The following is a 26,438-nucleotide window of genomic DNA, read 5'->3' as shown; positions in this document are numbered from 1 at the left end:
AGAACAATTAAAGTTGGTAAAGTTGTCCCCTGTGAGGCTTAAGGCTATCCCTTACTTGTGGCATTTCAAACTCAGCCACTACTAAATAAACCAAGCTATGCGTATCACTTACATGTTCAACATTATAAATATTATATTTTAGTTCTTCTTGGTCTATGTATTCTTTTAGGTGGATAAGGTAATGCTCTGCGGTTTTTGCGGCTGCCGGACCTTTAAAATCCCAAATTAATTTAATAGTTCTGTCAAGTAGGTTTGCACTCATATATTACTCCTTATCTAAAACCGAAATCCCTTTTTCTGCAAAGTTTTTAAAATCGTCAGCATATTGTCTGCTTTGTTTTTTAAAAAGCCCAGGCATTAAAAAGGCCATAGTTTTCATCATAAAAGAATCAAATTTAAATTCACTTTTAGAAGACCAGACGGTTTTACCGTTTTTTTCTTCAAAATAATTCTTTTGTACGTTATGAACACCTTTTGAATCATAGGCAACAAAAAATTCTTCTGGGAAATTTAGCTTTAAAATTGTTTCGACCATATCCATTTCTCGTTTTCCCATTTTAAATTTGAAGGCGGTTCTGGCTCCTTCTGTATTGGGATTGGTAGATAACCGTTCGTAAGAAACCAGGCCGCGCATCCAATGTTTCATGTTTTCTTCATTGGTTAAAATTGCTAAAAATTGGTCTCGAGGTAGGTTAATTTCCACTGTAGTTGTGTACTCCATTTTAGTCATGTTAGGTTCTTCTACTAAGATATGATTTTAAAGTGCACCCCAAAAATCTGTTAATGAAACGTATTGCTCTTGCACCACTTTAAGGAATTGTTATTTTTGCCAAATGCCATTTAATCAAAAAAATATTGGTTTTTGGGGAGTACTAGCTACTACTTTGTTGTTATGCTCATGCAATTCGCTCTTTAAAAAAGATAAGGAGGAAAACGCCATTGCGCGTGTGGGTGATGTTTATTTGTACAAGGCAGACGTTGCCGATTTAGTTACTAAAGACATGAGCCCCCAAGATAGTGCGGCATTAATAAATAGTTATATCCAGAATTGGGCAACTAAACAGTTGTTTATGGATAGGTCTAAAATTAATTTACCTGAAAATCAAATAGCAGAATACGATAGATTGGTAGAGGAATACCGTGCAGACCTATATACCCGGGCCTATTTGGAAGCATTGGTGCAAAAAGAGATGGATACAACGGTAACCAATGCACAATTAGCAAAATTTTACGAGGAGCAAAAAGACAATTTCAAGTTAGACGAAAAATTGGTACAACTTAGATTTGTTGTTTTAAATGCTCAATTTTTAAATAAAGAAGAGGTAGAAAAACGGCTCAAGAACTTTAATGTTGAGGATAAGCAGTTTTTAGATTCTATAGGGGTACAATTTAAAAAAGCCCATTTTAACGATTCTATTTGGGTTAGTGCTACAAGACTAATCTCAGAAATTGCACCCTTAGACTCAGAAAATCAGGATAAACATCTAAAGAATTCACAATTCTTTGAACTAGAAGATTCCTTAGCGGTATATTTGGGAAAAGTGAATAAGGTGCTCATGGTTAATGATATAGCACCGTTATCTTATATTAAACCAAACATTAAGCAAATAATTCTGAACAGGAGAAGGCTTGCGCTTAAGAAAAAATTAGAAACCGAAATATTGGACCAAGCGGTCAAAAACAAAGATTTTCAAACATATGAACCAGAAGAATAGCATTTTAGGCTTAGTAATGGGATTGATGATGGGGGTGGCCTTAGCCCAAGAAACTGCTTCTGCAGATTCGGTAACTGCGCCAAAAAATTATAAAAAATTAGACGGTATTGCCGCTGTAATTGGCGACTATGTAATTCTTGATTCCGATGTAGAAAAAACCCTTATCGATTTAAAAAGTCAAGGGGCTGCTACAGAAGACATAACCCATTGTCAACTATTGGGTAAATTAATGGAAGATCGTCTATATGCCCATCAAGCCGTACAAGATAGTTTGTTGGTATCAGATGATCAGGTAAATGCCAATAGTGATAGGCAAATACAACAATTATCACAACAAATAGGTAGTGTAGAAAAAATGCTGCGCTATTATAACAAGCCCGATTTAAAATCTTTTAAAGACGAGCTATTCGAAATAAACAAGCTTAGAATGTTATCTGAAAAGATGCAGACTAAGATTGTTGAAGAAATAGAGGTAACACCAGAAGAGGTTAGGCAATTCTTTTACAAGATTCCAGAAGACGAAAGACCTGTTTTTGGTGCAGAGTTAGAAATTTCTCAAATTGTAAAGGCGCCAGAGGCAAGTAAGGAAGAGCAGCAAACGGTAATTAATCGTCTAAAAGAAATAAAACAGGATGTTGAAGAAAACGGAGCCAGTTTTAGCGTAAAGGCAATTCTATACTCCCAAGATCCAGGTTCTAAGACCAAAGGCGGTTTTTACACTATGACAAGGGAAACAGGGTTTGTTAAAGAATTTAAAGATGTGGCTTTTAGTTTGCAAGAAGGAGAAATATCTGATCCCTTTAAGACTATTTTTGGTTACCATATAATTTATATTGAAAAGATTAGAGGTCAAGAAAGAGATTTACGCCACATACTAATGGTGCCAGAAGTATCTGATGCGGAAAAAAAGAAGGCCATGGCAGAATTAGATACCATAAGAAAGCAAATTTTAGAAGGTAAATATACCTTTGCGGAGGCTGCAAGAAATTTTTCTGATGAAAAAGAAACCAAATTTGATGGTGGTTTGCTACGTAACCCAATTAATTACGATTCTAAGTTTGAGCTTACAAACATGGATCCAACTTTATATAACCAAGTGCGTAATTTAAAGGATGGTGAAATTTCATATCCTATTAAAGAAGATGATCCTAGAGGAGGGCCTCCAACTTTTAAAATATTACAGATTACCAATAGGTATGATGAGCACAAGGCAGATTTTGCCAAAGATTATATGAAAATTCAAGAATTGGCGTTAAGAGAAAAGCAATTAAAGGCAATTAAAAAGTGGATGACAGAAAAGATTGAAGATACCTACATACATGTAGATGATGGAAATCAAAACTGTGATTTTGCCAATAATTGGCTTAAAAAGTAACTAAATGTCAGACGTAGAAGCGGTAAAGAATCTAGTACACAAACACCAACAATTAAAAGCAGAAATAGGGAAGGTTATTATTGGCCAGACCGATGTTGTTGAGCAAATTTTACTTTCTATATATACCGGTGGTCACTCCCTATTAATTGGGGTGCCAGGCTTGGCAAAAACCTTAATGGTTAATACGATAGCGCAAACCTTGGGGTTGGATTTTAAGAGAATTCAGTTTACTCCAGATTTAATGCCTAGTGATATATTGGGTAGTGAAGTCCTGGATAATAACCGCAACTTCAAGTTTATTAAAGGGCCTGTTTTTGGTAATATCATATTAGCAGACGAAATAAACAGAACACCTCCAAAAACCCAAGCAGCTTTATTAGAAGCCATGCAAGAAAGAGCGGTAACCGTTGCCGGTAAACGTTATGCTTTGGATTTACCTTATTTTGTTTTGGCTACTCAAAATCCTATAGAACAAGAAGGTACCTATCCACTTCCTGAGGCGCAATTAGACCGTTTTATGTTCGCCATAGAACTTAAATACCCAAGTGTAGAAGAAGAAATTGCAGTGGTTAAATCTACAACCGGAGCAAGCAATAATGTGGTCAATGCCATTTTTTCTGCTCAAGAAATTATAGCCGTACAAAATTTGATACGAAAAATCCCAATTGCCGACAATGTAATTGATTATACCGTACGCTTAGTAAATAGTACAAGAGCCAATTTAGACGGAGCGGCTACAATTGTAAAAGAGTACGTAGATTGGGGAGCTGGTCCTAGGGCTTCACAAAATTTAGTTCTGGCCGCAAAGGCACATGCTGCAATTCATGGCAAATTTTCTCCAGATATAGAAAATGTTAAGGCTGTGGCACATGGTATATTAAGGCATAGAATCCTTAAAAATTACAAAGCCGAAGCAGAAGGTATTACCGAAGATTATATCATCACAACTTTATTGGGCTAGAATGGTTCTAAATTAAATTTATCACAAAATACTACTGTATAGTATGTGATGGGTTTTAGTATTTTTGTAGCTAGTGTTTTTTAGATAAACCAAACTGCTTAAATATGCCTTTCTTCCAGTAAAATAAGGCTTTTTTAAGCCAAATTAACTAAGCATATTAATAAAAATCAATGAGTATTTATCAAGATTATCTTAATGAAATAAAAGAACGTAAAGCTCAAGGTTTGCATCCAAAACCAATAGATGGTGCTGAACTTTTGAGTGCCATTATTGAGCAAATCAAAGATTTGAACAATGAGCATAGAGAGGACTCTCTTAAATTCTTTATTTACAATACCCTTCCAGGTACTACCAGTGCTGCTAGCGTAAAAGCAGATTTTCTAAAAGAAATTATACTTGGTAATGAGGTAGTAGCAGAAATTACCGCAGATTTTGCCTTTGAACAATTGAGTCATATGAAGGGTGGTCCTTCTATTCAAGTGCTATTGGATTTGGCATTGGGTAATGATGAGTCAATAGCCAATGCTGCGGCTAAGGTTTTAAAAACACAGGTATTCTTGTATGAAGCGGACACAGAACGTTTAGAAGATGCGTACAAAGCTGGAAATACCATTGCCAAAGAATTATTGGAAAGCTACGCACAGGCAGAGTTTTTTACCAAACTACCAGAAGTAGAAGAAGAAATACAAGTGGTAACCTACATTGCTGGTGTGGGGGATATTTCCACCGATTTACTATCTCCTGGCGCAGATGCCCACTCTAGATCAGATAGAGAATTGCATGGTCAATGTATTTTTGAGCACAACAAAGACATGCAAAAAGAGGTGTTAGCGCTTAAAGAACAGCATCCAGACAAACGTGTAATGCTAATTGCAGAGAAAGGAACCATGGGTGTGGGTTCTTCTAGAATGTCTGGGGTAAATAATGTGGCTTTATGGACAGGTATACCTTCTAGCCCATACGTACCATTTATCAACATTGCACCGGTAATCGCAGGTACTAATGGTATTGCGCCCATATTCTTAACCACTGTTGGCGTAACAGGTGGTATTGGTATAGACCTTAAGAATTGGGTAAAGCAGAAAGATGAAAATGGAAATACCGTTGTAGATGCAGATGGGGAACCTATTTTAAAAGAAGTATACTCGGTAAAAACGGGAACCGTCCTTACCATTAATACAAAAACTAAAAAGCTATATAACGGCGATACAGAATTAAAGGAAATTTCTACGGCATTAACGCCACAAAAAATGGAATTTATCAAAGCCGGTGGATCATACGCCGTGGTATTTGGTAAAAAACTTCAAACAATTGCCTGTTCTATTTTAGGGATGGAAACCCCTCAGGTATATGCGCCTTCTAAAGAAATTTCTATCGAAGGTCAAGGTTTAACCGCGGTAGAGAAGATTTTTAATAAGAATGCCGTAGGTAACACCCCAGGTAAAACATTGCATACGGGTTCTAACGTAAGGGTAGAGGTTAACATTGTAGGTTCTCAGGATACTACAGGTTTAATGACCTCACAAGAGTTAGAAATGATGGCGGCTAAAGTTATTAGCCCAATCGTAGATGCGGGGTACCAATCAGGTTGCCACACGGCTTCTGTATGGGACGATAAATCCAAAGCTAACATTCCAAGGTTAATGAAGTTCATGAACGACTTTGGTTTAATTACAGGTCGTGACCCAAAAGGAAAATACCACGCCATGACGGATGTTATCCACAAGGTGTTGAATGATATTACGGTTAGTGATTGGGATATCATAATAGGTGGGGATTCACATACGCGTATGTCCAAAGGCGTAGCATTTGGTGCAGATTCAGGCACGGTTGCTTTGGCTTTGGCTACGGGAGAAGCTACTATGCCAATTCCAGACTCCGTAAAGGTTACTTTTAAAGGTAACATGCGTAGTTATATGGATTTCCGTGATGTGGTACATGCTACCCAACAACAAATGTTAAAGCAGTTTGATGGTGAAAATGTTTTTCAGGGTAGGGTTATAGAAGTACACATTGGTACTTTAACATCTGACCAAGCGTTTACATTTACAGATTGGACGGCAGAGATGAAGGCAAAAGCTTCTATCTGTATCTCAGAAGACGAGACTTTGATTGAGTCTTTGGAAATTGCTAAAAACCGTATCCAAATCATGATAGATAAGGGTATGGATAATGAAAAGCAAGTGCTTAAAGGTCTTGTAGAAAAAGCTGAGGCTAGAATTACAGAGGTTAAAACTGGGATCAAGCCAGCGCTTAAACCAGACGCAAATGCTAAATATTATGCTGAGGTGGTTATTGATTTGGATGAGATTGCAGAACCAATGATTGCTGATCCAGATGTAAATAACGACGATGTGTCTAAGAGATATACTCACGATACTATTAGGCCATTATCTTTCTATGGTGGTACTAAAAAAGTAGATTTAGGGTTTGTTGGTTCTTGTATGGTACACAAAGGCGATATGAAAATTTTAGCACAAATGCTAAAAAACATAGAAGCACAACAAGGTAAAGTAGAATTTAATGCACCATTAGTGGTAGCACCACCTACTTACAATATTGTAGACGAATTAAAAGCAGAAGGCGATTGGGAAGTACTACAACGCTATTCTGGTTTTGAGTTTGATGATAATGCACCTAAAGGATTAGCTAGAACCAAGTACGAAAACATGTTGTATTTAGAGCGACCTGGTTGTAACCTATGTATGGGTAATCAAGAAAAAGCAGAGCCAGGAGATACCGTTATGGCTACTTCTACAAGATTGTTCCAAGGTAGGGTTGTTAAAGATTCCACTGAGAAAAAAGGGGAATCCTTACTTTCTTCTACTCCAGTGGTAGTACTTTCTTGTATTTTAGGAAGAACACCAACAATGGAGGAGTATGAAGCTGCAGTAGAAGGTATTGTATTAACTAAATTTAAACCATCGCAAAAGCAGCTTGTAATTTGATTATAATACTTTTTAAAAATATAGAAGCCCAAGTGTATAACTTGGGCTTTTTTAGTTTTTGAGATAAGGTTTTATCTAATGCCGAACATACTAGTCTATGCAGTTCATTAGATTACGGGTGGTGCTATAATAAGTTTAGATAGCGGTATAAAGCATATCTAGTTTATTTGTAGTGCAACTTTTAAGAATTATGATTAATTTGTAGAACCAAAAAAAGAAAATAAATAAACAATTTATGGCATTTGATATTGATATGATCAAGGGAGTTTACTCCCAAATGGCCGAACGTGTAGATAAAGCTCGAGAAATCACTGGGAAACCAATGACTTTGGCCGAAAAAATATTGTACTCTCATCTATGGGATGGCTCACCAACGACGGAATTTAGAAGAGGTAAAGATTACGTGGATTTTGCTCCGGATAGGGTGGCTTGCCAAGATGCGACTGCACAGATGGCGTTGCTGCAATTTATGCAAGCTGGTAAGGCAAAAGTAGCTGTACCTACCACGGTGCATTGTGATCACTTAATACAGGCTAAAATTGGGGCTGACAAAGATTTGCAAAATGCAATTAATCAATCTTCGGAGGTTTTTAATTTTCTAGAGTCTGTATCTAACAAGTATGGTATTGGATTTTGGAAACCGGGTGCTGGTATTATTCACCAAGTGGTGTTAGAAAACTACGCTTTTCCTGGCGGAATGATGATAGGTACTGATTCACACACCGTAAATGCTGGCGGTCTTGGCATGGTAGCTATTGGTGTTGGCGGTGCAGATGCTGTAGACGTAATGGCCGGTATGGCCTGGGAATTAAAATTTCCTAAGTTGATAGGTGTTAAATTAACTGGTAAACTATCTGGTTGGTCCGCTCCAAAAGATGTCATATTAAAAGTAGCGGAGATACTAACTGTTAAGGGGGGTACTGGTGCTATTGTAGAATATTTTGGTGAAGGTGCCACCTCCATGTCTTGTACTGGTAAAGGAACCATCTGTAACATGGGTGCAGAAGTTGGGGCAACTACTTCCACTTTCGGATATGATGAGTCTATGGCGCGCTACCTAAAATCTACCGGTAGGGAAGATGTGGCAGAAGCTGCAGATGAGATTAAAGAGTATCTTACAGGTGATGATGAGGTATATGCCAACCCAGAGCAATATTTTGATCAGGTTATTGAAATCAATTTAGATACGTTAAAGCCTCATTTAAACGGTCCTTTTACTCCAGATTTGGCTACAGTTGCTGGTCCTGAAATGACAGAAAAGGCTAAAAAGAACGATTGGCCAATGAAGGTAGAATGGGGGCTTATTGGTTCTTGTACCAACTCATCTTACGAAGATTTATCTAGGGCGGCAAGTGTTGCAAAGCAGGCTGTTGAATTAGGATTAAAGCCAAAAGCAGATTTTGGTATCAATCCAGGATCTGAACAAGTACGCTATACGGCAGAACGAGACGGTCTGTTAGATATCTTTGAGCAATTGGGTGCCAAAATATTTACAAATGCATGTGGTCCTTGTATAGGACAATGGGGACGATATGAAGATCCTAAGAATGCACCAAAAAATACAATAGTGCATTCATTCAATAGAAACTTTGCCAAACGTGCGGATGGTAATCCAAACACACACGCTTTTGTGGCGTCTCCTGAATTGGTGGCGGCATTGGCTATCTCCGGAAAGCTAGATTTTAACCCGGAAACAGATACTTTACTGAATGATGATGGACAAGAAGTGAAATTAAAAGAACCAACAGGTTTTGAGCTACCTCCAAAAGGTTTTGATGTAGAGGACCCTGGTTACCAAGCACCAAGAGCAGATGGTTCTGATGTAGAAGTGGTAGTTAAAGAAGGTTCTGAACGTTTACAGTTGTTAGACCCATTTATGCCAATTACCAAAGAAGATTTGCAGGGTATGAAGCTTCTTATCAAAGCGTACGGTAAGTGTACTACGGATCATATTTCAATGGCAGGTCCTTGGTTACGTTTTAGAGGGCATTTAGATAATATTGCCAATAATACTTTAATTGGTGCTGTAAACGCTTATAATGAGAAAACAAACTTTGTAAAGAACCAATTAACCGGTGAGTATGGGCCTGTACCGGATACTCAAAGAGATTACAAGGCAAAAGGAATTAAATCTATTGTTGTGGGTGATCATAATTATGGTGAAGGGTCTTCTAGAGAGCATGCCGCAATGCAGCCAAGACATTTAGGGGTAGCGGCAGTTCTAGTAAAGTCTTTTGCTAGAATTCATGAGACCAATCTTAAAAAGCAAGGTATGTTGGCGTTAACTTTTGCAGATGAGGCAGATTATGACTTAATTCAAGAAGACGATACATTTAATTTCCTAGATATAGATAGTTTTGCACCAGACACGCCTTTAACTATTGAAGTAGTACATGTAGACGGAAGCAAGGATACAATTAAGGTTAACCATACATACAATAACGCTCAGATTGGGTGGTTTAAAGAAGGTTCTGCTTTGAATGTTATTAAAAAAGAAAATGTTGCCTAGACAGCTTCTCTAATTTATAAATGAATAAAAACTCCTGAATTATCAGGAGTTTTTTAGTTTTGTGCAAATCTGAATACCTTTCATGAAGAATAAAAAGAAGACCTTTTTTAATTTACTAGTAATACTATTTATTGCAGCTTTCTTTGTTACGCCTCTTGGTCATTATGGTAAATTGTTCTTAAACAGGTTGTTTGCTACTTCTCCAACAGAAATTCCTGTTGCAGAACAGCAAAAAATTACAGACTACGATTGGAAACTAAAAGATGCGGATTGGAACTTTTTCAATTTTGAAATATCTAAAAATAGGGTAGTCGTTATCAATTTTTGGTCTAGTTGGCGTTTGCCCTCAGAAGCAGAATTGGCTAGTATGCAAAAATTATATGATGAGTATAAGGGAAAAGTGGATTTTTATATTATCACGGATGAATTACAGGCTCCCGTAGAAGAATTTATGGAAAAGCATGAGTTTTCCTTTCCTGTAACATATCAAATTATAGGTGAAAAGTCACCGTTTCCCATTCCTACACCACCGCACGGTTTTGTTATTAGTAAAAGTGGTGCAATTGTGGTTGATGAGGAAGGCATTTCCGATTGGAACACTACAGAAGTTAGGGCTTTGCTTGACCGTTTGTTGAGCGAGTAATCCTTACTTTTTAAAATATTTAAAAGGAACAACCAGCATTCCAAAATTTTCGCTTTCTTCTTTACCTAAATGTTTATGGTGAACTTTATGGGCCCTACGCACGCCTTTTGCGTACCAATTATTTGCATTTCTAAACATTTTAAAGCGTTGGTGTATAAATATGTCATGCACCACAAAATAGGCTATACCATAGGCTAAAATTCCAAATCCAAGTGGCCAACCATACCAAAAAGTGGTTTCCGCGCCTAGATAAAAAAGGGTCATACTCACAATGGCATAGAAGATAAAAAAGGCATCATTACGCTCAAACCATGAATCATGGTCTTTATGATGATGGTCTCTATGTAAACTCCACAGAAAACCATGCATAACATACTTGTGTGTAAACCAAGCCATAAACTCCATAAAACAGAAGGTAGCTAGGAATATAAATAGGCCAATTAAAATTTTCATATTAAACCAATTGTAATTTATAATTTACATATGAGTGTGCCAAAAGACCAAACTTTTGATAATTTGGAACACGTATACGGGCATTCTTTATTTCTAGAGGAGGTGTATTCTTTAATTTTGAAAGCAGTTTAGCGTAATAACGATAAGCTGTGTAAACACCAAACTTAGCAGTTGCCGGTAAATTTTTAATACCTGCATAACCTTTTGCAAAGTCTGCTTCTATTTCTTCAACAATACTTCGCTTAGATGCTTCATCCAAGGCAGAAAGATTGGTGTTGGGGAAATAAGAACGTTCTAACTGTTCAAAATCCGCTTTTAAATCCCTTAAGAAATTAACTTTCTGAAAAGCGGAACCCAAAGCCATTGCAGCATCTTTAAGACTGTTGTATTGCTCCTTGTCTCCGTCTACAAAAACACAAAGGCACATTAAGCCAACCACATCTGCTGAACCGTAAATGTATTCTTTGAACTCTTCTACGGTTACGTAATCTTTCTTATTTAAATCCATGCGCATACTTTTCATAAATGCATCTACTAGATGCATAGGAATGTCATACTTATGAAAGGTATATTGAAAACTATTTAGAATAGGATTAAGACTTATTTTATGTTCAATAGCATCTTTTAAATCTTTTTCAAAGGCAGCGAACAAAGTAGGTTTATCATAATCATGGAACGTATCTACTATTTCATCCGCAAATCGAACAAAACCATAAATGTTATATATATCGCCCCTAATACTTGGCGCTAACATTTTTGTAGCTAAAGAAAAAGACGTGCTGTAAGATTCTGTAACTAGCTTACTGCAACCGTACGAAACATGGTCAAAAATAGATTTCATTTTTTGCGGTGTTTTTTAATCGTTAAATCGGAAACAAGTTTACCAGAAATTAATGCCGGTGGTACCCCTGGACCGGGTACGGTAAGCTGTCCTGTAAAAAACAAGTTTTCGACTTTGCTGCTTTTTAGGCTAGGTCTTAAAAATGCAGTTTGTGTTAAGGTATTGGCCATGCCATAGGCATTTCCTTTGAAAGAATTGTAGGTTTCTACAAAATCTTTAACACAAAAGCTTTCTTTAAATATAATGTTTTTTGAAACGTCTTGCTGGGTTAATTGCTCAAATCTGTTTAGGATTAAATCAAAATATTGGTCTCTTAAAGCCTCTGTATCCTCTAGACCTGGGGCTATAGGAATTAAGAAAAAACCTGCCTCTTTACCATCTGGAGCCATACTATTATCCGTTACAGACGGAAAGTTGGCGTAAAATAGAGGGTCTGTGGGCCATTTTGGTTCATCATAAATTTCTTGAGCATGAACTTCAAAATCCGTGTCAAAAAATAAGTTATGGTGGTTAACGTTTTTTATTTTTTTATCAAAGCCAACATAGAACAATAAGGAAGAAGGGGCATAGGTTTTCTTATTCCAATAAGCTTCTGTATACTGTCTATAATTTGGGTCTAAAAGAGTTTCGGAATGGTGGTAATCTGCGCCGCTAATTACGTAGTCTGCTTCTAACAATTCACCATTTGTTATTACTCCGGTTACTTTACCTTTATTAACTTCAATTTTTTCTGCAGGTGTATTTACTTTAAGCGTTACGCCCAAGGATAGCGCCAAACTTTGCATGGCCTCTATAATTTTATACATACCTCCTTTGGGATGCCATGTACCAAGACCAAAATCTGCAAAGTTCATAAAACTGTAAAAAGACGGTGTATTCTGTGGTTTTGCACCTAAAAACAAGACCGGGAACTCTAAGGTTGAAATAAGTTTTGGGTTGTTAAATCGTTTCCTTACTTCTTGGCTTATGGTCTTGAAAAATTGGTCTACTCTTAAAATAGTGTCTTTTGTAACCAATTCTAGTGGAGACAAACCTGGTTTTAAAACTATTTTATTTATAGCTATGTCGTAGTTTTCTTGTGCTTTGGCTATAAAACTTTTTAAAGCAGGACTGCTGCCTGGTTCTATCCTTTCAAACTCTTCACAGATTTTATCCATGTGGTCACCTACCGTTATTTTTTCATCCTTAAAAAAGATACTGTAGGCTGGGCTCAACTTATCTAATTCATAGAAGTCTGATGTTTTTTTGCCAAAATCATTGAAGAATTTTTCAAAAATATCTGGCATCCAATACCAACTGGGGCCCATATCAAAAGTAAACCCATCTCTTTTTAATTGTCTTGCTCTGCCACCAACCGTACTGTTTTTTTCTAAAACGGTAACGGTAAAGCCTTCTTTGGCCAAATAACAAGCCGCAGATAGCGAAGAAAAGCCTGAGCCTATAACAATTACTTTTTTCATGTTTAAGTAAGGTTAAGACAATTTACTGATAAAGCGTTCTAGCGAATTAAAAGTGCTAACGCTTTCTGGTAAATTATCTTGGTCTAAATGTTGGGTTTGGTTACCTAATATCCAAAGTTTACAATTGCCTACTTGGTTTATTGTAGTTTCAAACTTTTCTATGTATTTATCAATTTGGTCCTGAGAAGGACTTACGGTAAAGTACGATACAAAATGGATGTAGCTATGATATTTTAATAAATCTTGAAGGTTTTCTATTGGCATTGTTTGCCCCAAGTAGATAGACTTGTACCCCTTAAGATTAATTTCATAATTCAAATAAAGTAAACCCAGTTCATGTATTTCATTTTCCGGCAAGAACAGCACAAATACCTTTTCTTTTCTTGTGGGTTCTATTATCTGGAGTTTCTCTGTATTGATGTAAATTTTTTGTTTTATCAGGTTAGTGATAAAATGCTCGTGGGCCGGACTAATGGTGTCTGTTTGCCATAGCAATCCCAATTCGTTCAATAAGGGAAGAAAAACCTCAGAAAATATTTCCCTGAAACTTCTTTCGGCCAACAAACTGTTGTAGGTGTTGAAAAACAAGCTTTGGTCAAAATTAATCATTGCTAATTTAAACGCATTGGTAGAATGGCTACGTTCACTGTTTTTAGCAACAATTTCCCTGACTATGACTGGAATTTCGCTCTCTGGTATTTTGGCTATTTTAGAAATTTTATAGCCATTGTGGTATAATAAAGTAATGTTTAAGAGCTTTTGTAAACTTCTTAAACTATAGGTTCTTATATTGGTAGACGTCCTTTCTGGTTCAAATAAATTGTAACGTTTTTCCCAAATACGTATCGTATGGGCCTTTATTCCAGAAAGGTTCTCCATATCCCTGATACTAAATGATTTTTTTACGTTGTTCATTATTTTGTAAAAATGATTAAACAAATTTACAAATAAATAGGTATCATTCTCCCAAGCAAGCGTTAAATTTTATCAATAGGATATGAACAATAAAAAAAGCCCTTTGTAATACAAAGAGCTTTGTGCCCACGACTGGATTCGAACCAGCACGTTCTTAAGAACACTACCCCCTCAAGGTAGCGTGTCTACCAATTTCACCACGTGGGCAAATGGTTGGCAAAAATAGAATAAATTATACTAGTGGCTAACTTAAAATAAAAAAACCGGCCTAAAGCTATTTGTGCTAAAGACCGGAAACCAAGTTAACCAACTAATTTTATTCTAAAAAGTAAGAAACAGATACGGTTAGGAACTCTTCGTAATCGTTGTTGTAGGAATTCCATATTTCTGGTTTAAAATAGGTTTCTGATATGGACTGGATGTCGCCAACCTTTTTATTGGCTACACTGGCTAAACGTGTAGCATTCTTTTTGGCATTGGCCAAAGCAGTTTTCAATAGCTTGTTATAAGTGCTTTCTTCTACTTCTGCTTTAACTTGTATATAAACGGTTATACCGTTTATTCTATTAAAGGAAAGTGTTTTAATGTCTTGTGCGTTTGTTGTTTCATAAAAGTAAACGGTTCCTTCCTTCTGGTAACCATAGGTTAAATAAGAAAGTTCATCTTCTTTAAATTTACTCGTATCAAAACCTTTAGACTGTAACATGTTAAAATAGGCGTTTTTTAAATCGTCTAGGGTTTTGTATTCTGGATTACTATAGAGCACTTGATCCATGTTTAAAAGGATTTTGGCTTTATATTGGGTTACCTTGCGTTCTATTTTTACGCTTCCACTCACAGATATGGTGTTAGGGGTGTTTTGTGCCTTTGTTGCTAAACAAACAAACAATAAGACCAGTTGTACTAGTTGTTTCATAAGTATTGGTTTTTAAAATTAATTATTAAGCTACTGTAAAAAGAAAAGATGCAACAATCATCCATATGCCCACAATAATACCTAATACGCCTAATTTACCCTGTTTGGGTGCAATTTTTGCACGTAATTCTGCAGCTTTTACTTGAGCACTCTCATTTTTACCGATGATAATTTTGTTGATGACGGTAAAACCTAACATAAAGCCTAAGGTTGCTTCTACAATACTGCCGGCAAGTAAGGTTGCCCACCAAATAGGAGCGCTGGTCATCCATCCAATGTTTAAAATGCTGGTTATAATGCCCCATACACCCCAAATACAAAATACTAAACCTATCCATCCTTGGTAAGGCTCTACTTTTGCCAATAATTCTTTTGCATTTGGTTTTTTAGAAAGAATTAGAGATGGCACTGCTATAATGCTCAATAAAACTAATGTAATCCCGTAAATCATAATTTTAATTTTTATTTGTTACAGGACAAATTTCTAGTAATATGGGAGGCTATACAGCCCTATTTACCGTAGAAATGACATCCCTGTTTTCAGGGGTATCCATTTCTTTTTTGGGCTTATTCATCTTCTAAAAGTCCTAGTTTAATAGCATATTTGGTTAGACCGGCTAAGTTTCTTACCTCTAATTTAGAGATAAGATTTTTTCTATAACTTTCTATGGTATGTTTGCTTAAAAAGAGCTGGTCTGCAATTTCTTGTGTAGTAAATTCTTGTGCAATTAGTTTTAGTACTTCTTTTTCTCTTTTAGATAAGGAGTCTTCTAATTTATCTTCTTTGGAAAACATTCCTTTTAAGTACACATCCTTAATAGATTGCGAAAAATATTTGTCGCCATTTAAAATTGTTTCAATTGCGGTGAGTAATTCTTCCTTTTCTGCATTTTTTGGAACATAACCATCCACATTATCTTGTGTAAGGGTTTGTACGGTAGTAGTATCATGCAACATACTAACTACAAGGGTTTTGGTTCTGGGATGGTTATTTTTTATGTGTTTGTTAAGTTCTATACCACTGTAGTCTGGCATGCTTACATCTGTAATTACTAAATCTATGGGTTCCGTAGCATTGTTAATATCTAGGTACTTGGCAACCTTGTGTCCCCGGTCTGCTGTTAATATAATATTATAGGCTTCATTATTACCCAAAATGCTTATAAGACCATCTAAAAACATTTTATGGTCGTCTGCTATAATAATATTGTAAGTGTTCATTTTAGTTAGCGTTTACAGGAATGTTTATAGTTATGGCCGTACCTCTATTTAGCGCACTGTCTAATAGCATAGATGCCTTTAAATGTTGCAATCTAAGATTTAAATTTTTTAAACCGATACCCGATTTTTGTTTTTCAGCATCAAAGCCTACCCCATCGTCTTCGAACAAAAGTTGTAACTCATTTTGGTGTAAATTTAGGTGGACTTCCAAATTTTTGGCCTTAGCATGTTTTAAAACGTTAGTGGTCAATTCTTGTATTATTTGGTAAACTTCTACCTTTATTTTTTCTGGCAAACTATTTATTTTGGCGTTGGGATGAGCAGAAAATGAAATAGTTAAGCTGCTATTTTTTGCGATATTTTCTAGGTAAACCCTTATTAAGCTTACATAGTCTGAATTGATAAACTTCTTTGGGGTTAAATCGTGCGAAATATCCCTTACAAGCTCATAGGTATCGTTAACTTGTTTTAGCAATTCTGAGTTATTCTTGGAAGTTGAAACTAAATTGGATAGTTGCAATTTAATACCTGCAAGATTACCTCCTATACTATCATGTAATTGCTTGGCAATTCTGGAACGCTCTTCGGTCTGTGCATCTAAACTGGCCTCTGCTAGCTGCAATTGTTGTTCTTGTTCTAGGGTTTTTAACTTTTGTTCGTTCAGTTCTTGTTGTCTTTGTGCTAATTGACTTTGGGTTTGTAGTTTTTGGTAGTAAACCACTAACAAGGCAACTATTGGAATTAATAGAATAAGAAAACCATATAAAATGGCCATTTTTATTGTCTTTTGCCGTTTAAGTTCGTTTTGTTTGGCAACTTGCTCTTCTTTTAGCTGATAGATTTGATTCTCTTTCTGTAAGGTTTCATATTTAATCTCCAATTCTTTTAAGTCTCGGGTATTTTGTTTTTGAAGAATTTGATTGTTAACGGATAAATATTGCGTCATCAAATTATAAGCGTTTTCAAAATCTTCTTTTTGTTGGTAGGTGTAAACCAATTGCTGAATAATCTTTTTCTGTAATTCTAAATTATTCCATTGTATGGAGTTGGTGTAAGCAATGGAGAGTATTAGTTCTGCAGTCTCATGATTTTCATTGTTGTTCATTAACCTTCCATAACTGGTAACCGCTTCTGTATAAATATCATAAAAGCGTTCTTCAAGAGCTTTTTGCATAACCGCTTCAAAACCACTATAAGCTTTACTTGTATTTTTTTCTTCCCCGTTTATATTGGCCAACATGAGTTTGGCTGCTAAGGATAGCTTTGTATGCTGCTCGTTTTTACTCACCAATGTAAATAGCTTTTTAGCCTTTTTAAAATCGTCTCGGGTTGCAGCTATGTTGCCCAGATAGTAATTGATATAAGAAAGCAATTCACCTTCTTTTAATTGGTTTTGCAAGGGCAATAATATTTCGCTGGCTTTTTCTATTTCTCCCTTATGATAATACACTTTTGCCAATCCAATTTTAAGATTGTATACAAAACTGTTATCCTTATACGTTTCGGACTTATTAAGGCCTTTTATGTAAGATACCAAAGCTTCATCTAACAAACCATTTTTTAGATTCCCTTCGCCATAAAGCCATTGCGCCATTATTTCATATGTTCTTGCCGTATTGGTTTCGTCATGCGCATCAACGGTTTCCTTGGCCAAAATAGACGCATAATGTAGAATTGAATCTGTATTGCCTTGGGTTACGTGTTGCTTACCTATGGCAAACAACAAACGCCATCTTTCCGCTGCTTGTGTTGCGGTTTCTAATTGGTGGTATAGTTCTGGACTAATACTGTTTGGTGTGTGGCCAAAAGCTTTAAACCAGACCTTGTCTTGATCCTGGGCAATTGCCATGTTTGCAAAAAACAAACCAATTAAGGCGTTACATAGCAAAAACCTAAGACCTATTCTTTTCGGCATACAATTAAATTTATGGTAAAGATAAAATTATGGTTAGAACGGTTACTGCCACTCACTGTTTTCAGTGTTTTTGGCAATTTAAACTAATCTGAATACTTTTATAAATGTGTGTGTAAACCATAAAGACACAATTTTCCTATTAAATACATCAACCAAACAACAATTTAATTATGGCTCAGTATGCTTCGTCTCCAAATTTTAATTATGGATATCCCTCCCCAGGTCCGCAATCGCCTACAGGACAAAACGTTATGGACCATGTTTTTTTTGTGTCCAATTCAGAATGGAAGCATATACGGGAAGAGCAGCAGTTTGATTTTGTTGTAATTGGTACGGGCTTTTGTGCGTTGGCATTTATAGAGCGTGCCTTAAAAAATAATCCGTTCGCAAGAATTTTGGTATTGGAAAGAGGTCCGTTTTTTCTACCAGAACATTTTCAAGATTTACCCGGTCCGTACAAGAAAACCTTGGGCGGGTTGAGTGAAACTTACCCTTGGACGTTATCTGCCAAAACTACTCAAGGTAAATACGTAAAGTGGCAACACGGTATGATACCTTTTTTTGGGGGTAGGTCTACCTTATGGAGCGGTTGGTGCCCTAGACCAACAGATGCTGAGTTGGTAAACTGGCCCAAACCGGTAGTAGCGGTTTTAAAAGATTATTTTTTAGATGCAGAGGAATTGATGAACGTGGTACCTGCAGATAAAATAAAATCTACCAGCGACGAAAAACCAATCTTTGCCAGTCTACAAAAGGAAATACAAAAGCTACTTACGGAAAAAGGACCTGAGGTAGCTAACTTTACGCGTATAATACCAGCACCTTTAGCGGTTAAAACAGCAAAGGAAAACGATGTTGATTTTTCTAAGTTTTCTACACCAAATAGAATACTGGAATTAATTGAAAAACAAGAACGCTTGCATGGTGCAGGAAAAGGTAGTAGGTTAAAAGTGGTAACTAATTGCACGGTATCTAAAATACTGCAGCAAGATAAAACGGCAACAGCATTAGAAACTACTAGAGGTATATTGGCGTTAGGTGCTGCCAAACTTATATTGGCAATGGGAACCTTACCGCCAACTACGCTGCTACAAAATTCTTTTCCACATTTAGAAAAAGCGGGTACCCGTTTTACATCTCACTTTGTCAGTGCCATTGTGGCTAGGGTACCCAGAAAAGACTATAAGTTTGCATCTAAATTAGCAAACCTGGAATTAGGCGCGTATTATGTTGCAGGGGTAGAGCCAAACCTGGACCATGAAGGCCAGTTTCATATACAATTAACAGCACTGTCTGATAAAAACCCTAAAGAAAACGCAGAAGCTGCTCTTAGAAATATGCCAGATGTGGTGGCTTCGGCCACAGAAGAACAATTACTTACCTCTAAAGACCACGTTATTTTTGTTAGCGCGGTTTTAGGTGAAATCGACTTTAGGAACCCAAAAAACACATTTTTAATGAATTCTGATACTGATTCTACCATAAACAGCACTTTAAATGTGGAATTAAATAAAAATGATGGGTTGGTTTGGGATGCTATGGACCAAATGACGTTTAACGTAATAGAAAATGTACTTTCACCAAATGGCGCGTCTAAAGTAGAGTACTGGAATTACGAAACAGGTAATTGGCAAAAGGAGCATCCTAAAACAGAAAGCTTTAGAGTACCGGGCTTGGTACATGAAGCATCCACTTTGTGGATAGGAGAAGGAGATGGGGTCGTAGACCTAGATTATCGTCCGCAGGGAGTGTCTAATGTATACGTTACCGGTGGGGCTTTGTGGCCTACTGGCGCTTCTTGGAATCCTACTTTGGCAATGGTAGCTTTGAGTCAGCATTTAGCGGATAAGTTATCCAAATAGTTATTGTTTGTAGTAGAACTTTTTGGATTTAACGAAAAGCCTTTCGAAAAACTTTCGATACTTATATCGAATATATAAATGTCTGTTTTTTAGTGTGTTTAAAGTGTTTTTGTTTGGAAACTCCATCGATATATTTTAATCCATAAATTACATTGCAAACTATTTAAAAATAATTTTCGAATGGTTTTATAAGTACATTTGGTACAAACGATAAAACTGCAATATGTACTTCTTAGGACTGGATGTAGGGAGTTCTTCCCTTAAAATTGCCTTAATTGAATCTAGCTCCGGTAAAAGTGTTACCGTAGTACAAGAACCTAAGGAAGAAATGTCCATGTATGCTGCCCAAGCAGGTTGGGCAGAGCAAGATCCCAATGTTTGGTGGCAACATGCCTGTAACGGAATTAAGCGAATTATTAAAGAACACTCCATAGCAGCAGATTTGATAAAAGGGATAGGAATATCGTATCAGATGCATGGACTGGTTTTGGTAGACAAGCAAGGAGAACCTCTAAGAAAATCCATTATTTGGTGTGATTCTAGGGCGGTAGCCATAGGTAATAACGCCTATGAAAGTTTGGGAGTCGATTTTTGTAATACCCATTTATTAAACAGTCCGGCGAACTTTACGGCATCTAAATTAAAATGGGTAAAGGAGCAGGAGCCCACCATTTTTAAAGACATTGATAAATTTATGCTGCCAGGAGATTTTATTTCCTACAAACTAAGCGGTACCATAAACACTACCTTATCCGGCTTATCTGAAGGTATTTTTTGGGATTTTGAAAAAGATGCACTCTCAGAGGAATTGCTAGATTTTTATGGATTGCAAAAAGAATTGGTTCCAGAAATAGTACCAACTTTTGGCAAACAAGCCTTTGTAAACGAGTTAGGAGCCAGCCAAACAGGTTTAGCTATTGGAACACCTATCCTATATAGGGCAGGAGACCAACCCAATAATGCACTTTCTTTAAACGTGTTTAACCCAGGTGAGGTTGCTGCCACAGGTGGTACTTCTGGGGTAATGTATGCGGTTACGGATAATTTATCTGTTAAAGAGTGCGACAAGGTTAACAATTTTGCTCATGTTAATTATGAAAAAGGGCAAAAGCAGCGTATAGGCAAGTTATTGTGTATAAACGGTGCAGGTATACAATACCGTTGGTTAATGAACAACCTAAGTGTTTCTTCCTACGATGAAATGAATGAATTGGCCGGCGCCATTCCAGTAGGAGCAGATGGCGTAACAGTAATTCCATTTGGTAACGGAGCAGAACGTATGTTACAGAACAAAGATGTAGGCACACGTATTGTACATTTAAACCTTAACCGGCACAATAAGGCCCATTTATGTAGGGCCGCCTTAGAGGGTATAGCTTTTTCTTTTGTTTATGGCTTTGAGATTATGCAACAAGATGGTATTGTGCCTAACGTAATTAGAGCAGGCAACGACAATCTATTTAGATCGGAGATTTTCTCAAATACCATTGCCACATTGCTAGGCCAAGAAATAGAAATTTACAATACCACCGGTGCTATAGGGGCTGCAAGGGCTTGTGCTTTGCAAGACGGTGATTATAGTGCGTTTAACGCATATATGAAAAACGACCATGTAATGACATACATGCCGCTAAAAGATAAAACAGCCTACCAAACAGCTTACAATAATTGGAAAAAAGAATTGAATTTAATTTTAAATAAATAATCAACAAATGGCATTAATAGGAGATAAGGAATACTTTAAAGGAATTGGTGAAATTAAATATGAGGGCAGGGAATCTGATAATCCGCTAGCGTTCAAATTTTATAATCCAGAACAAGTGGTTGCTGGTAAAACCATGAGAGAGCATTTTAAATTTGCCATGGCTTATTGGCATACCTTGTGCGGAACCGGCGGAGACCCTTTTGGTCCTGGTACCAAAGTGTTTCCTTGGAGTACTGCTGCAGACCCAGTAGTCGCGGCAAAAGAAAAGGCAGATGCAGCGTTCGAGTTTGCAACAAAAATGGGGTTTGATTACTATTGTTTTCATGATTTTGATTTGGTAGATGAGGCGAGCACCCTTGCAGAATCTGAAAAACGAGTACAGCAAACCGTGGCCTATCTTAAAGAAAAAATGAACGCTTCTGGGGTAAAATTACTTTGGGGAACCGCCAATTTATTCTCTAATCCTAGATACATGAACGGTGCGGCATCTAACCCTAATTTTGATGTTGTGGCACATGCAGGTGCACAAGTAAAAATTGCCTTGGATGCAACATTGGAACTTGGTGGGGAAAACTACGTTTTCTGGGGAGGTAGAGAGGGGTATATGTCCTTGTTGAACACCAACATGAAATTAGAGCAAGATAACATTGGTCGTTTTATGCGTATGGCAAGAGACTATGCCAGAAAAAATGGGTTCAAAGGTAATTTCTTTATAGAACCAAAGCCAATGGAACCTTCTAAGCATCAATATGATTTTGATTCTGCCACATCTATCAACTTTATAAGAGAACAAGGCTTAGAGAACGATTTTAAATTGAATATAGAAGTAAACCATGCAACTTTGGCCCAGCACACGTTTCAGCATGAACTACAAGTGGCGGCAGACGCAGGTATGTTGGGAAGTATAGATGCAAACCGTGGAGATTATCAAAATGGATGGGATACAGACCAATTTCCAAATAACTTTTTAGAAACAGCAGAAGCTATGTTGGTGTTCTTAAAAGCAGGCGGTTTACAAGGTGGAGGTGTAAATTTTGATGCTAAAACCAGAAGAAATTCAACAGATTTGGAAGATATATTCTTAGCACATATTGGTGGGGCAGATACTTTTGCGCGCGGATTACTCATTGCAGATGCCGTTATGCAAAAATCTCCGTACGAAGATTTACTTTCTAAGCGCTATGCCAGCTTTACAACCGGTAAAGGAGCAGATTTTGTTAATAACAAACTAGATTTGGAGGCGTTGGCCAAAATTGGAATGGAAAAAGGCGAACCACAGACTATTAGTGGAAAACAAGAATTGTTCGAAAATATATTGAACCAGTATATATAAGTTAGTTTTAGTTATAAAACCGGTAATTTAAATATAGATTACCGGTTTTTTGGGCTTTAATAAGCACCGGCACAAGCAACCAGGAATAAATTACTTTTAGGTTATCTTTGGGTAACACGATTATGAAAAAATTTACTTTAAAAGATATTGCCACCCATTTTAAAGTTTCGGTATCTACCGCTTCCAAGGCTATTAACGATAGTCATGAAATTAGCGAGGACCTTAAGGCGAAAATTCAACAATATGCCAAGGATAACCATTACCGTCCTAACCGCATTGCTTTAAGTCTTTTACGCAAGAATACCAAGACTATTGGTGTTGTAGTACCCAATATCCTAAACTACTTCTTTGTTCAGGTTTTCTACGGTATCGAAAAAAATGCTAACGCAAGGGGTTATAACATTATCAGTTGTACATCAGACGAATCTTATTTAAAAGAGCTAAAAACGGTTGAGTTGTTGAGCGCTGGCACTGTAGACGGTTTAATTATTTCATTATCAGAAGAAACACAGTCCAAAGCGGTTTATGATCATTTAAAAAATTACAGTAACGGTCAAATACCTTTGGTAATGATTGATCGGGTTACAGACGAAGTAGATTGTGATAAGGTTATTGTAGATGATTTTGAAGCCGGATATAAAACCACTAATTATTTATTTGAGACAGGGTGTAAAAATGTAGCGGTAGTATCCACCATTTTTGATTCTAGTGTTGGTAAACTAAGAATTCAAGGTTACCAAAAAGCGCTGGAGGAGAAAGGAATTGCATACGATAAAAACTTGAACGTAAAGGTGGGTAAAAAAGACGATTTAGAAATTTTAATGACCCTTCTTTTAAATTATAAGCCTGTAGACGCTATCATTGCTTTAGATGAAATGACAGCTGTTGATGTTTTAAATATTTGTAAACAAAAAAAGGTAAGGGTGCCAGAAGAAGTTTCTATTGTTGGTTTTACAAATGGTAGGTTATCCAAGTATGTTTCGCCGTCTTTAAGTATGGTAAGCCAGCATGGTAAATTTATTGGTGAAACCGCCGCCAACATGATAATTGATCGTATAGAAAAAGCAGAAGCGGAGACCTTACCCTATACTACCAAGGTGGTTAAGACAAGTCTTATTGTTAGGGAATCTTCCAGAAAGACACCTTAATTTAATCGTGTTTTAATTACACTTTTAAATTTTTATCTCCATATTTGTGTTGTAAGCCTAATATCTTAAAACGCAATTATGCATAGCAACCTAAAATACTACACCTTATTACTACTTCTAATCTGCGTGCTTTCTTGTAAAAAGGAGGTAAAAGAAAACAATTTGGTACTAGACGAAAGTGGTAAAGTATCAACAATAGTAAATACTATAACCATAGATAGTGTTTGGTCTGGCCATCCAGCCAATTTTTCTATATACACCAAAGGCAACCATCAGTTTGTTGCGTACTACAATGCAAATAGAAATATTGTAGTTGCACAGCGCAAATTAGATTCTTTAGGTTTTAAAAAGTATCAGTTGCCGGCTACAACAAGAGAAACGGCCAATGGTACCAGTACCGTTCTAGGTTGGGATAGTCATAATTATTTAGAATTGATGGTAGATTCACAAGGGTATATCCACCTATCTGGTAACATGCACAACAATCCTATTACCTATTTCAAAAGTGATAAACCGTATGATGTTACCTCGCTTAGACAACATTTTGAGCTAATAGGTAGTAATGAAGAACGTTGTACTTATCCTAGATTTACAACTACCAAAGAAGGAGATATTGTATTTCAATACCGAGACGGTGGTAGCGGAGATGGTAATGAGATTTATAATTTATATGATGTAAAGAGTCAAGAATGGTCTCGTTTGTTAGACAAACCGCTAACAGACGGTATGGGTAAAATGAATGCTTACCAAAGTAAACCCATACTCTTAGAAGATGGTTGGTACCATGTGTATTGGGTTTGGAGAGACACACCGGATTGTGCCACTAATCATGATTTAAGCTACATGAAAAGTCCGGACTTAAAAAATTGGTTCACCGCAGAAGGGGAGCAGGTAGATTTGCCGGCAACATTGACTACCAACGGACTAATTGTAGATCCTATACCAGTTAATGGTGGAATCATAAATTTAGCAGCTAAGTTGGTATTGGATAAAGATAACAAACCGGTATTTGTATATCATAAATACGATCAGGCTGGTAATTTACAGTTGTATGTGGCTTACTTAGAAGAGGGAAATTGGAAAAATCATACGATTACCAATTGGGAATATCGTTGGGAATTCTCTGGTTTTGGTAGTATAGATTTTGAGGTGCTGTTAAAAGAATTCAATAGGCGTGCGGACGGTAGGTTCGAGGTAGGTTACTACCACAAAGCGTATGGGGAAGGCACTATTTTATTGGATAAAAATTTAAAAGCCATAGGTTCTGTAATTAAACCAGAATCTTTAGCAAACCAATTAGATGTGGAGGGCAATTTTCCAGGGCTTATGGTGCAAACGCTAAACGATAAGAGTAAACAAGCTTCGGGTAGCTTACAGTTTCTACTTAAATGGGAAACTTTAAATAACAATAGGGATTTACCAAGGGAAAAACCTTGGCCCAAGCCTAGCGTATTAAAATTGTACGAAATTAAACCTGCGCAGTAATTAATTTTTGGCTTTTGCAAATAACGCCAATTTAGCCTCTAGATCATCGAACATTAGACGCACGTCTAATTGGGTATATACCCTGATAATTCTTCCATTTTCATTGGGTTCGTAATTGCCATTAGTGTTAATGGTAGGTGCCGGTACCAGTTTGTAAGTACTAGAAGAAGGGTCTGCTTCCCAAGAAGATTGTAAAGCTGTAAGCAACGTAAGTGGGTTATCACCTAAGGCATATGCTTCGCCTAATTTTTTGCCAGACTTTTCAAATAAATGTTTCATTTTGTCAACCAAAAATTCACCCATAATTCCTTTATTTCCAAATCGGTAAAGCAATTCAGCATGAGATATTAAGGTTAATCTATACGCATTACGCGGTACTTGCCAAATTGGGATGGTACTAAGGTTAAATACAATTTGTGCGGCTAGCTTATCTATACCAAGATTATACTCTGTTTTCATGGCATTAGGTGGGGGATAGGCCAAATCTGGATATTCTTCGCCGCCAATCCAAACCAAGATTATTTTATCCGCTATTTTAGGTTCTATCAGATAAGCACTTGCAAGGTTTGTTAAACCGGCTCCACAAACAATATATAATGGTAATTTAGTATCTGTACGCATAGCTTCGTCCACAATAAGTTGGGCAGCATTCGTTTTTTGTGGTGTATCCAAAGCTGCCAACCCCTTGTTACTGCCTGCTAGAACGGCATATTTATCTTCCAAACCCATAGTGTCCAATACCTGTCGTGCAAGTAGGGCAGAAAAGTCTGCGGTGCCCGGATTGTCATAAAAACCTGCGGGGTAATGCTGCGATCCAATTATACCATTAATTTCAACACTAGGACTCAATAAATGGTGTACTAATTGAAAGAGTCCGTCTGGATCTCCGCCAAAATCATTATCAATGATTACACGCACCCTGGGCATTACATTTTCATAAACTTCTGGAATAGGGTTTTGGCCAAATAGTAGTGCGGGTAAAATAAACAATATGCATATTGTTTGGTTTTGCAGTAGCTTCATCGTTGTGGTT

Annotated in this window: 22 protein-coding genes and 1 tRNA gene; 11 read left to right on the top strand and 12 right to left on the bottom strand. The window is 36.8% G+C overall.

Annotated elements, in window-relative coordinates; all coding sequences use genetic code 11:
* Positions 1–7: 7 nt before the first annotated feature.
* On the bottom strand, positions 8–262 hold the full coding sequence (locus tag ACXAGS_RS13765) for a hypothetical protein (RefSeq protein WP_474907561.1): 255 nt from the start codon (positions 260–262) through the stop codon (positions 8–10).
* Between the two features lie 3 nt (positions 263–265).
* Positions 266–721, bottom strand: a complete 456-nt coding sequence (locus tag ACXAGS_RS13760) for an SRPBCC family protein (protein ID WP_474907559.1) — start codon at positions 719–721, stop codon at positions 266–268.
* A 112-nt stretch (positions 722–833) separates the two neighbouring features.
* Here ACXAGS_RS13760 and ACXAGS_RS13755 point away from each other — a divergent pair, with 112 nt between their 5' ends.
* From ACXAGS_RS13755 to ACXAGS_RS13730, 6 genes are all read left to right on the top strand, one after another.
* Positions 834–1,715 carry a peptidyl-prolyl cis-trans isomerase gene (locus tag ACXAGS_RS13755; protein ID WP_474907558.1) on the top strand — a complete coding sequence of 294 codons (882 nt, stop codon included), beginning with the start codon at positions 834–836 and terminating at the stop codon, positions 1,713–1,715.
* Positions 1,699–3,090, top strand: a complete 1,392-nt coding sequence (locus ACXAGS_RS13750) for a peptidylprolyl isomerase (RefSeq protein WP_474907556.1) — start codon at positions 1,699–1,701, stop codon at positions 3,088–3,090. Before ACXAGS_RS13755 ends, ACXAGS_RS13750 begins: the two co-directional genes overlap by 17 nt.
* A 4-nt stretch (positions 3,091–3,094) precedes the next feature.
* Positions 3,095–4,051, top strand: coding sequence for an AAA family ATPase (locus tag ACXAGS_RS13745; RefSeq protein WP_474907554.1), 957 nt, complete (start codon positions 3,095–3,097; stop codon positions 4,049–4,051).
* Between the two features lie 170 nt (positions 4,052–4,221).
* On the top strand, positions 4,222–6,999 hold the full coding sequence (locus ACXAGS_RS13740) for a bifunctional aconitate hydratase 2/2-methylisocitrate dehydratase (RefSeq protein WP_474907552.1): 2,778 nt from the start codon (positions 4,222–4,224) through the stop codon (positions 6,997–6,999).
* A gap of 235 nt (positions 7,000–7,234) precedes the next feature.
* Positions 7,235–9,508, top strand: coding sequence for an aconitate hydratase (locus ACXAGS_RS13735; protein ID WP_474907550.1), 2,274 nt, complete (start codon positions 7,235–7,237; stop codon positions 9,506–9,508).
* A gap of 82 nt (positions 9,509–9,590) precedes the next feature.
* Entirely contained in the window at positions 9,591–10,151 is a 561-nt protein-coding gene (locus tag ACXAGS_RS13730; protein ID WP_474907548.1) for a TlpA family protein disulfide reductase, read from the top strand.
* Between the two features lie 3 nt (positions 10,152–10,154).
* On the opposite strand, the gene ACXAGS_RS13725 is transcribed toward ACXAGS_RS13730, so the two are convergent.
* The 9 genes from ACXAGS_RS13725 to ACXAGS_RS13685 form a co-directional block, all read right to left on the bottom strand.
* Positions 10,155–10,604, bottom strand: a complete 450-nt coding sequence (locus tag ACXAGS_RS13725; RefSeq protein ID WP_474907546.1) for a sterol desaturase family protein — start codon at positions 10,602–10,604, stop codon at positions 10,155–10,157.
* Position 10,605: 1 nt separating this feature from the next.
* Positions 10,606–11,445 (bottom strand): phytoene/squalene synthase family protein, encoded by an 840-nt coding sequence (locus ACXAGS_RS13720; RefSeq protein WP_474907544.1) that lies wholly within the window; start codon positions 11,443–11,445, stop codon positions 10,606–10,608.
* Positions 11,442–12,905: a phytoene desaturase family protein gene (locus tag ACXAGS_RS13715; RefSeq protein WP_474907541.1), complete on the bottom strand. Its 1,464-nt coding sequence runs from the start codon at positions 12,903–12,905 to the stop codon at positions 11,442–11,444. Before ACXAGS_RS13715 ends, ACXAGS_RS13720 begins: the two co-directional genes overlap by 4 nt.
* Positions 12,906–12,917: 12 nt before the next feature.
* Positions 12,918–13,820, bottom strand: a complete 903-nt coding sequence (locus ACXAGS_RS13710; protein ID WP_474907539.1) for a MerR family transcriptional regulator — start codon at positions 13,818–13,820, stop codon at positions 12,918–12,920.
* Between the two features lie 123 nt (positions 13,821–13,943).
* A tRNA-Leu gene (locus ACXAGS_RS13705) sits at positions 13,944–14,027 on the bottom strand.
* Positions 14,028–14,136: 109 nt separating this feature from the next.
* Positions 14,137–14,736: an SIMPL domain-containing protein gene (locus tag ACXAGS_RS13700; protein ID WP_474907537.1), complete on the bottom strand. Its 600-nt coding sequence runs from the start codon at positions 14,734–14,736 to the stop codon at positions 14,137–14,139.
* Between the two features lie 25 nt (positions 14,737–14,761).
* Positions 14,762–15,187, bottom strand: coding sequence for a hypothetical protein (locus tag ACXAGS_RS13695; protein WP_474907535.1), 426 nt, complete (start codon positions 15,185–15,187; stop codon positions 14,762–14,764).
* A 116-nt stretch (positions 15,188–15,303) separates the two neighbouring features.
* Entirely contained in the window at positions 15,304–15,957 is a 654-nt protein-coding gene (locus ACXAGS_RS13690; RefSeq protein WP_474907534.1) for a response regulator, read from the bottom strand.
* Position 15,958: 1 nt separating this feature from the next.
* On the bottom strand, positions 15,959–17,872 hold the full coding sequence (locus tag ACXAGS_RS13685; RefSeq protein ID WP_474907532.1) for an ATP-binding protein: 1,914 nt from the start codon (positions 17,870–17,872) through the stop codon (positions 15,959–15,961).
* Positions 17,873–18,042: 170 nt separating this feature from the next.
* On the opposite strand from ACXAGS_RS13685, the gene ACXAGS_RS13680 reads away from it, so the two are divergent.
* From ACXAGS_RS13680 to ACXAGS_RS13660, 5 genes are all read left to right on the top strand, one after another.
* A complete protein-coding gene (locus ACXAGS_RS13680) occupies positions 18,043–19,734 on the top strand; it encodes a GMC oxidoreductase (RefSeq protein WP_474907530.1) in 1,692 nt (563 codons plus the stop codon).
* 223 nt (positions 19,735–19,957) lie between these two features.
* Entirely contained in the window at positions 19,958–21,439 is a 1,482-nt protein-coding gene (locus ACXAGS_RS13675; protein ID WP_474907529.1) for a xylulokinase, read from the top strand.
* Positions 21,440–21,446: 7 nt separating this feature from the next.
* Complete coding sequence (xylA, locus tag ACXAGS_RS13670) at positions 21,447–22,772, top strand: xylose isomerase (RefSeq protein ID WP_474907527.1); 1,326 nt, start codon at positions 21,447–21,449, stop codon at positions 22,770–22,772.
* A 122-nt stretch (positions 22,773–22,894) separates the two neighbouring features.
* On the top strand, positions 22,895–23,920 hold the full coding sequence (locus ACXAGS_RS13665; RefSeq protein WP_474907526.1) for a LacI family DNA-binding transcriptional regulator: 1,026 nt from the start codon (positions 22,895–22,897) through the stop codon (positions 23,918–23,920).
* Positions 23,921–23,998: 78 nt separating this feature from the next.
* Positions 23,999–25,405: a BNR repeat-containing protein gene (locus tag ACXAGS_RS13660; RefSeq protein ID WP_474907524.1), complete on the top strand. Its 1,407-nt coding sequence runs from the start codon at positions 23,999–24,001 to the stop codon at positions 25,403–25,405.
* Here ACXAGS_RS13660 and ACXAGS_RS13655 read toward each other — a convergent pair whose 3' ends face one another.
* A complete protein-coding gene (locus ACXAGS_RS13655) occupies positions 25,406–26,428 on the bottom strand; it encodes a nucleoside hydrolase (protein ID WP_474907523.1) in 1,023 nt (340 codons plus the stop codon).
* Between the last annotated feature and the right edge of the window lie 10 nt (positions 26,429–26,438).

The organism is Croceivirga sp. ABH4_376 (genome assembly GCF_056160685.1).
The sequence above is the reverse complement of the archived record's forward strand: the minus strand, read 5'-3'. Positions and strand labels throughout refer to the sequence as shown.

Coding starts and splice junctions, on each gene's coding strand:
- ACXAGS_RS13765 (WP_474907561.1), bottom strand. CDS start 262: ATGAGTGCAAACCTACTTGACAGAACTATTAAATTAATTTGGGATTTT.
- ACXAGS_RS13725 (WP_474907546.1), bottom strand. CDS start 10,604: ATGAAAATTTTAATTGGCCTATTTATATTCCTAGCTACCTTCTGTTTT.
- ACXAGS_RS13730 (WP_474907548.1), top strand. CDS start 9,591: ATGAAGAATAAAAAGAAGACCTTTTTTAATTTACTAGTAATACTATTT.
- ACXAGS_RS13740 (WP_474907552.1), top strand. CDS start 4,222: ATGAGTATTTATCAAGATTATCTTAATGAAATAAAAGAACGTAAAGCT.
- xylA (WP_474907527.1), top strand. CDS start 21,447: ATGGCATTAATAGGAGATAAGGAATACTTTAAAGGAATTGGTGAAATT.
- ACXAGS_RS13685 (WP_474907532.1), bottom strand. CDS start 17,872: ATGCCGAAAAGAATAGGTCTTAGGTTTTTGCTATGTAACGCCTTAATT.
- ACXAGS_RS13695 (WP_474907535.1), bottom strand. CDS start 15,187: ATGATTTACGGGATTACATTAGTTTTATTGAGCATTATAGCAGTGCCA.
- ACXAGS_RS13750 (WP_474907556.1), top strand. CDS start 1,699: ATGAACCAGAAGAATAGCATTTTAGGCTTAGTAATGGGATTGATGATG.
- ACXAGS_RS13675 (WP_474907529.1), top strand. CDS start 19,958: ATGTACTTCTTAGGACTGGATGTAGGGAGTTCTTCCCTTAAAATTGCC.
- ACXAGS_RS13710 (WP_474907539.1), bottom strand. CDS start 13,820: ATGAACAACGTAAAAAAATCATTTAGTATCAGGGATATGGAGAACCTT.
- ACXAGS_RS13665 (WP_474907526.1), top strand. CDS start 22,895: ATGAAAAAATTTACTTTAAAAGATATTGCCACCCATTTTAAAGTTTCG.
- ACXAGS_RS13735 (WP_474907550.1), top strand. CDS start 7,235: ATGGCATTTGATATTGATATGATCAAGGGAGTTTACTCCCAAATGGCC.
- ACXAGS_RS13720 (WP_474907544.1), bottom strand. CDS start 11,445: ATGAAATCTATTTTTGACCATGTTTCGTACGGTTGCAGTAAGCTAGTT.
- ACXAGS_RS13755 (WP_474907558.1), top strand. CDS start 834: ATGCCATTTAATCAAAAAAATATTGGTTTTTGGGGAGTACTAGCTACT.
- ACXAGS_RS13745 (WP_474907554.1), top strand. CDS start 3,095: ATGTCAGACGTAGAAGCGGTAAAGAATCTAGTACACAAACACCAACAA.
- ACXAGS_RS13715 (WP_474907541.1), bottom strand. CDS start 12,905: ATGAAAAAAGTAATTGTTATAGGCTCAGGCTTTTCTTCGCTATCTGCG.
- ACXAGS_RS13655 (WP_474907523.1), bottom strand. CDS start 26,428: ATGAAGCTACTGCAAAACCAAACAATATGCATATTGTTTATTTTACCC.
- ACXAGS_RS13680 (WP_474907530.1), top strand. CDS start 18,043: ATGGCTCAGTATGCTTCGTCTCCAAATTTTAATTATGGATATCCCTCC.
- ACXAGS_RS13660 (WP_474907524.1), top strand. CDS start 23,999: ATGCATAGCAACCTAAAATACTACACCTTATTACTACTTCTAATCTGC.
- ACXAGS_RS13760 (WP_474907559.1), bottom strand. CDS start 721: ATGGAGTACACAACTACAGTGGAAATTAACCTACCTCGAGACCAATTT.
- ACXAGS_RS13690 (WP_474907534.1), bottom strand. CDS start 15,957: ATGAACACTTACAATATTATTATAGCAGACGACCATAAAATGTTTTTA.
- ACXAGS_RS13700 (WP_474907537.1), bottom strand. CDS start 14,736: ATGAAACAACTAGTACAACTGGTCTTATTGTTTGTTTGTTTAGCAACA.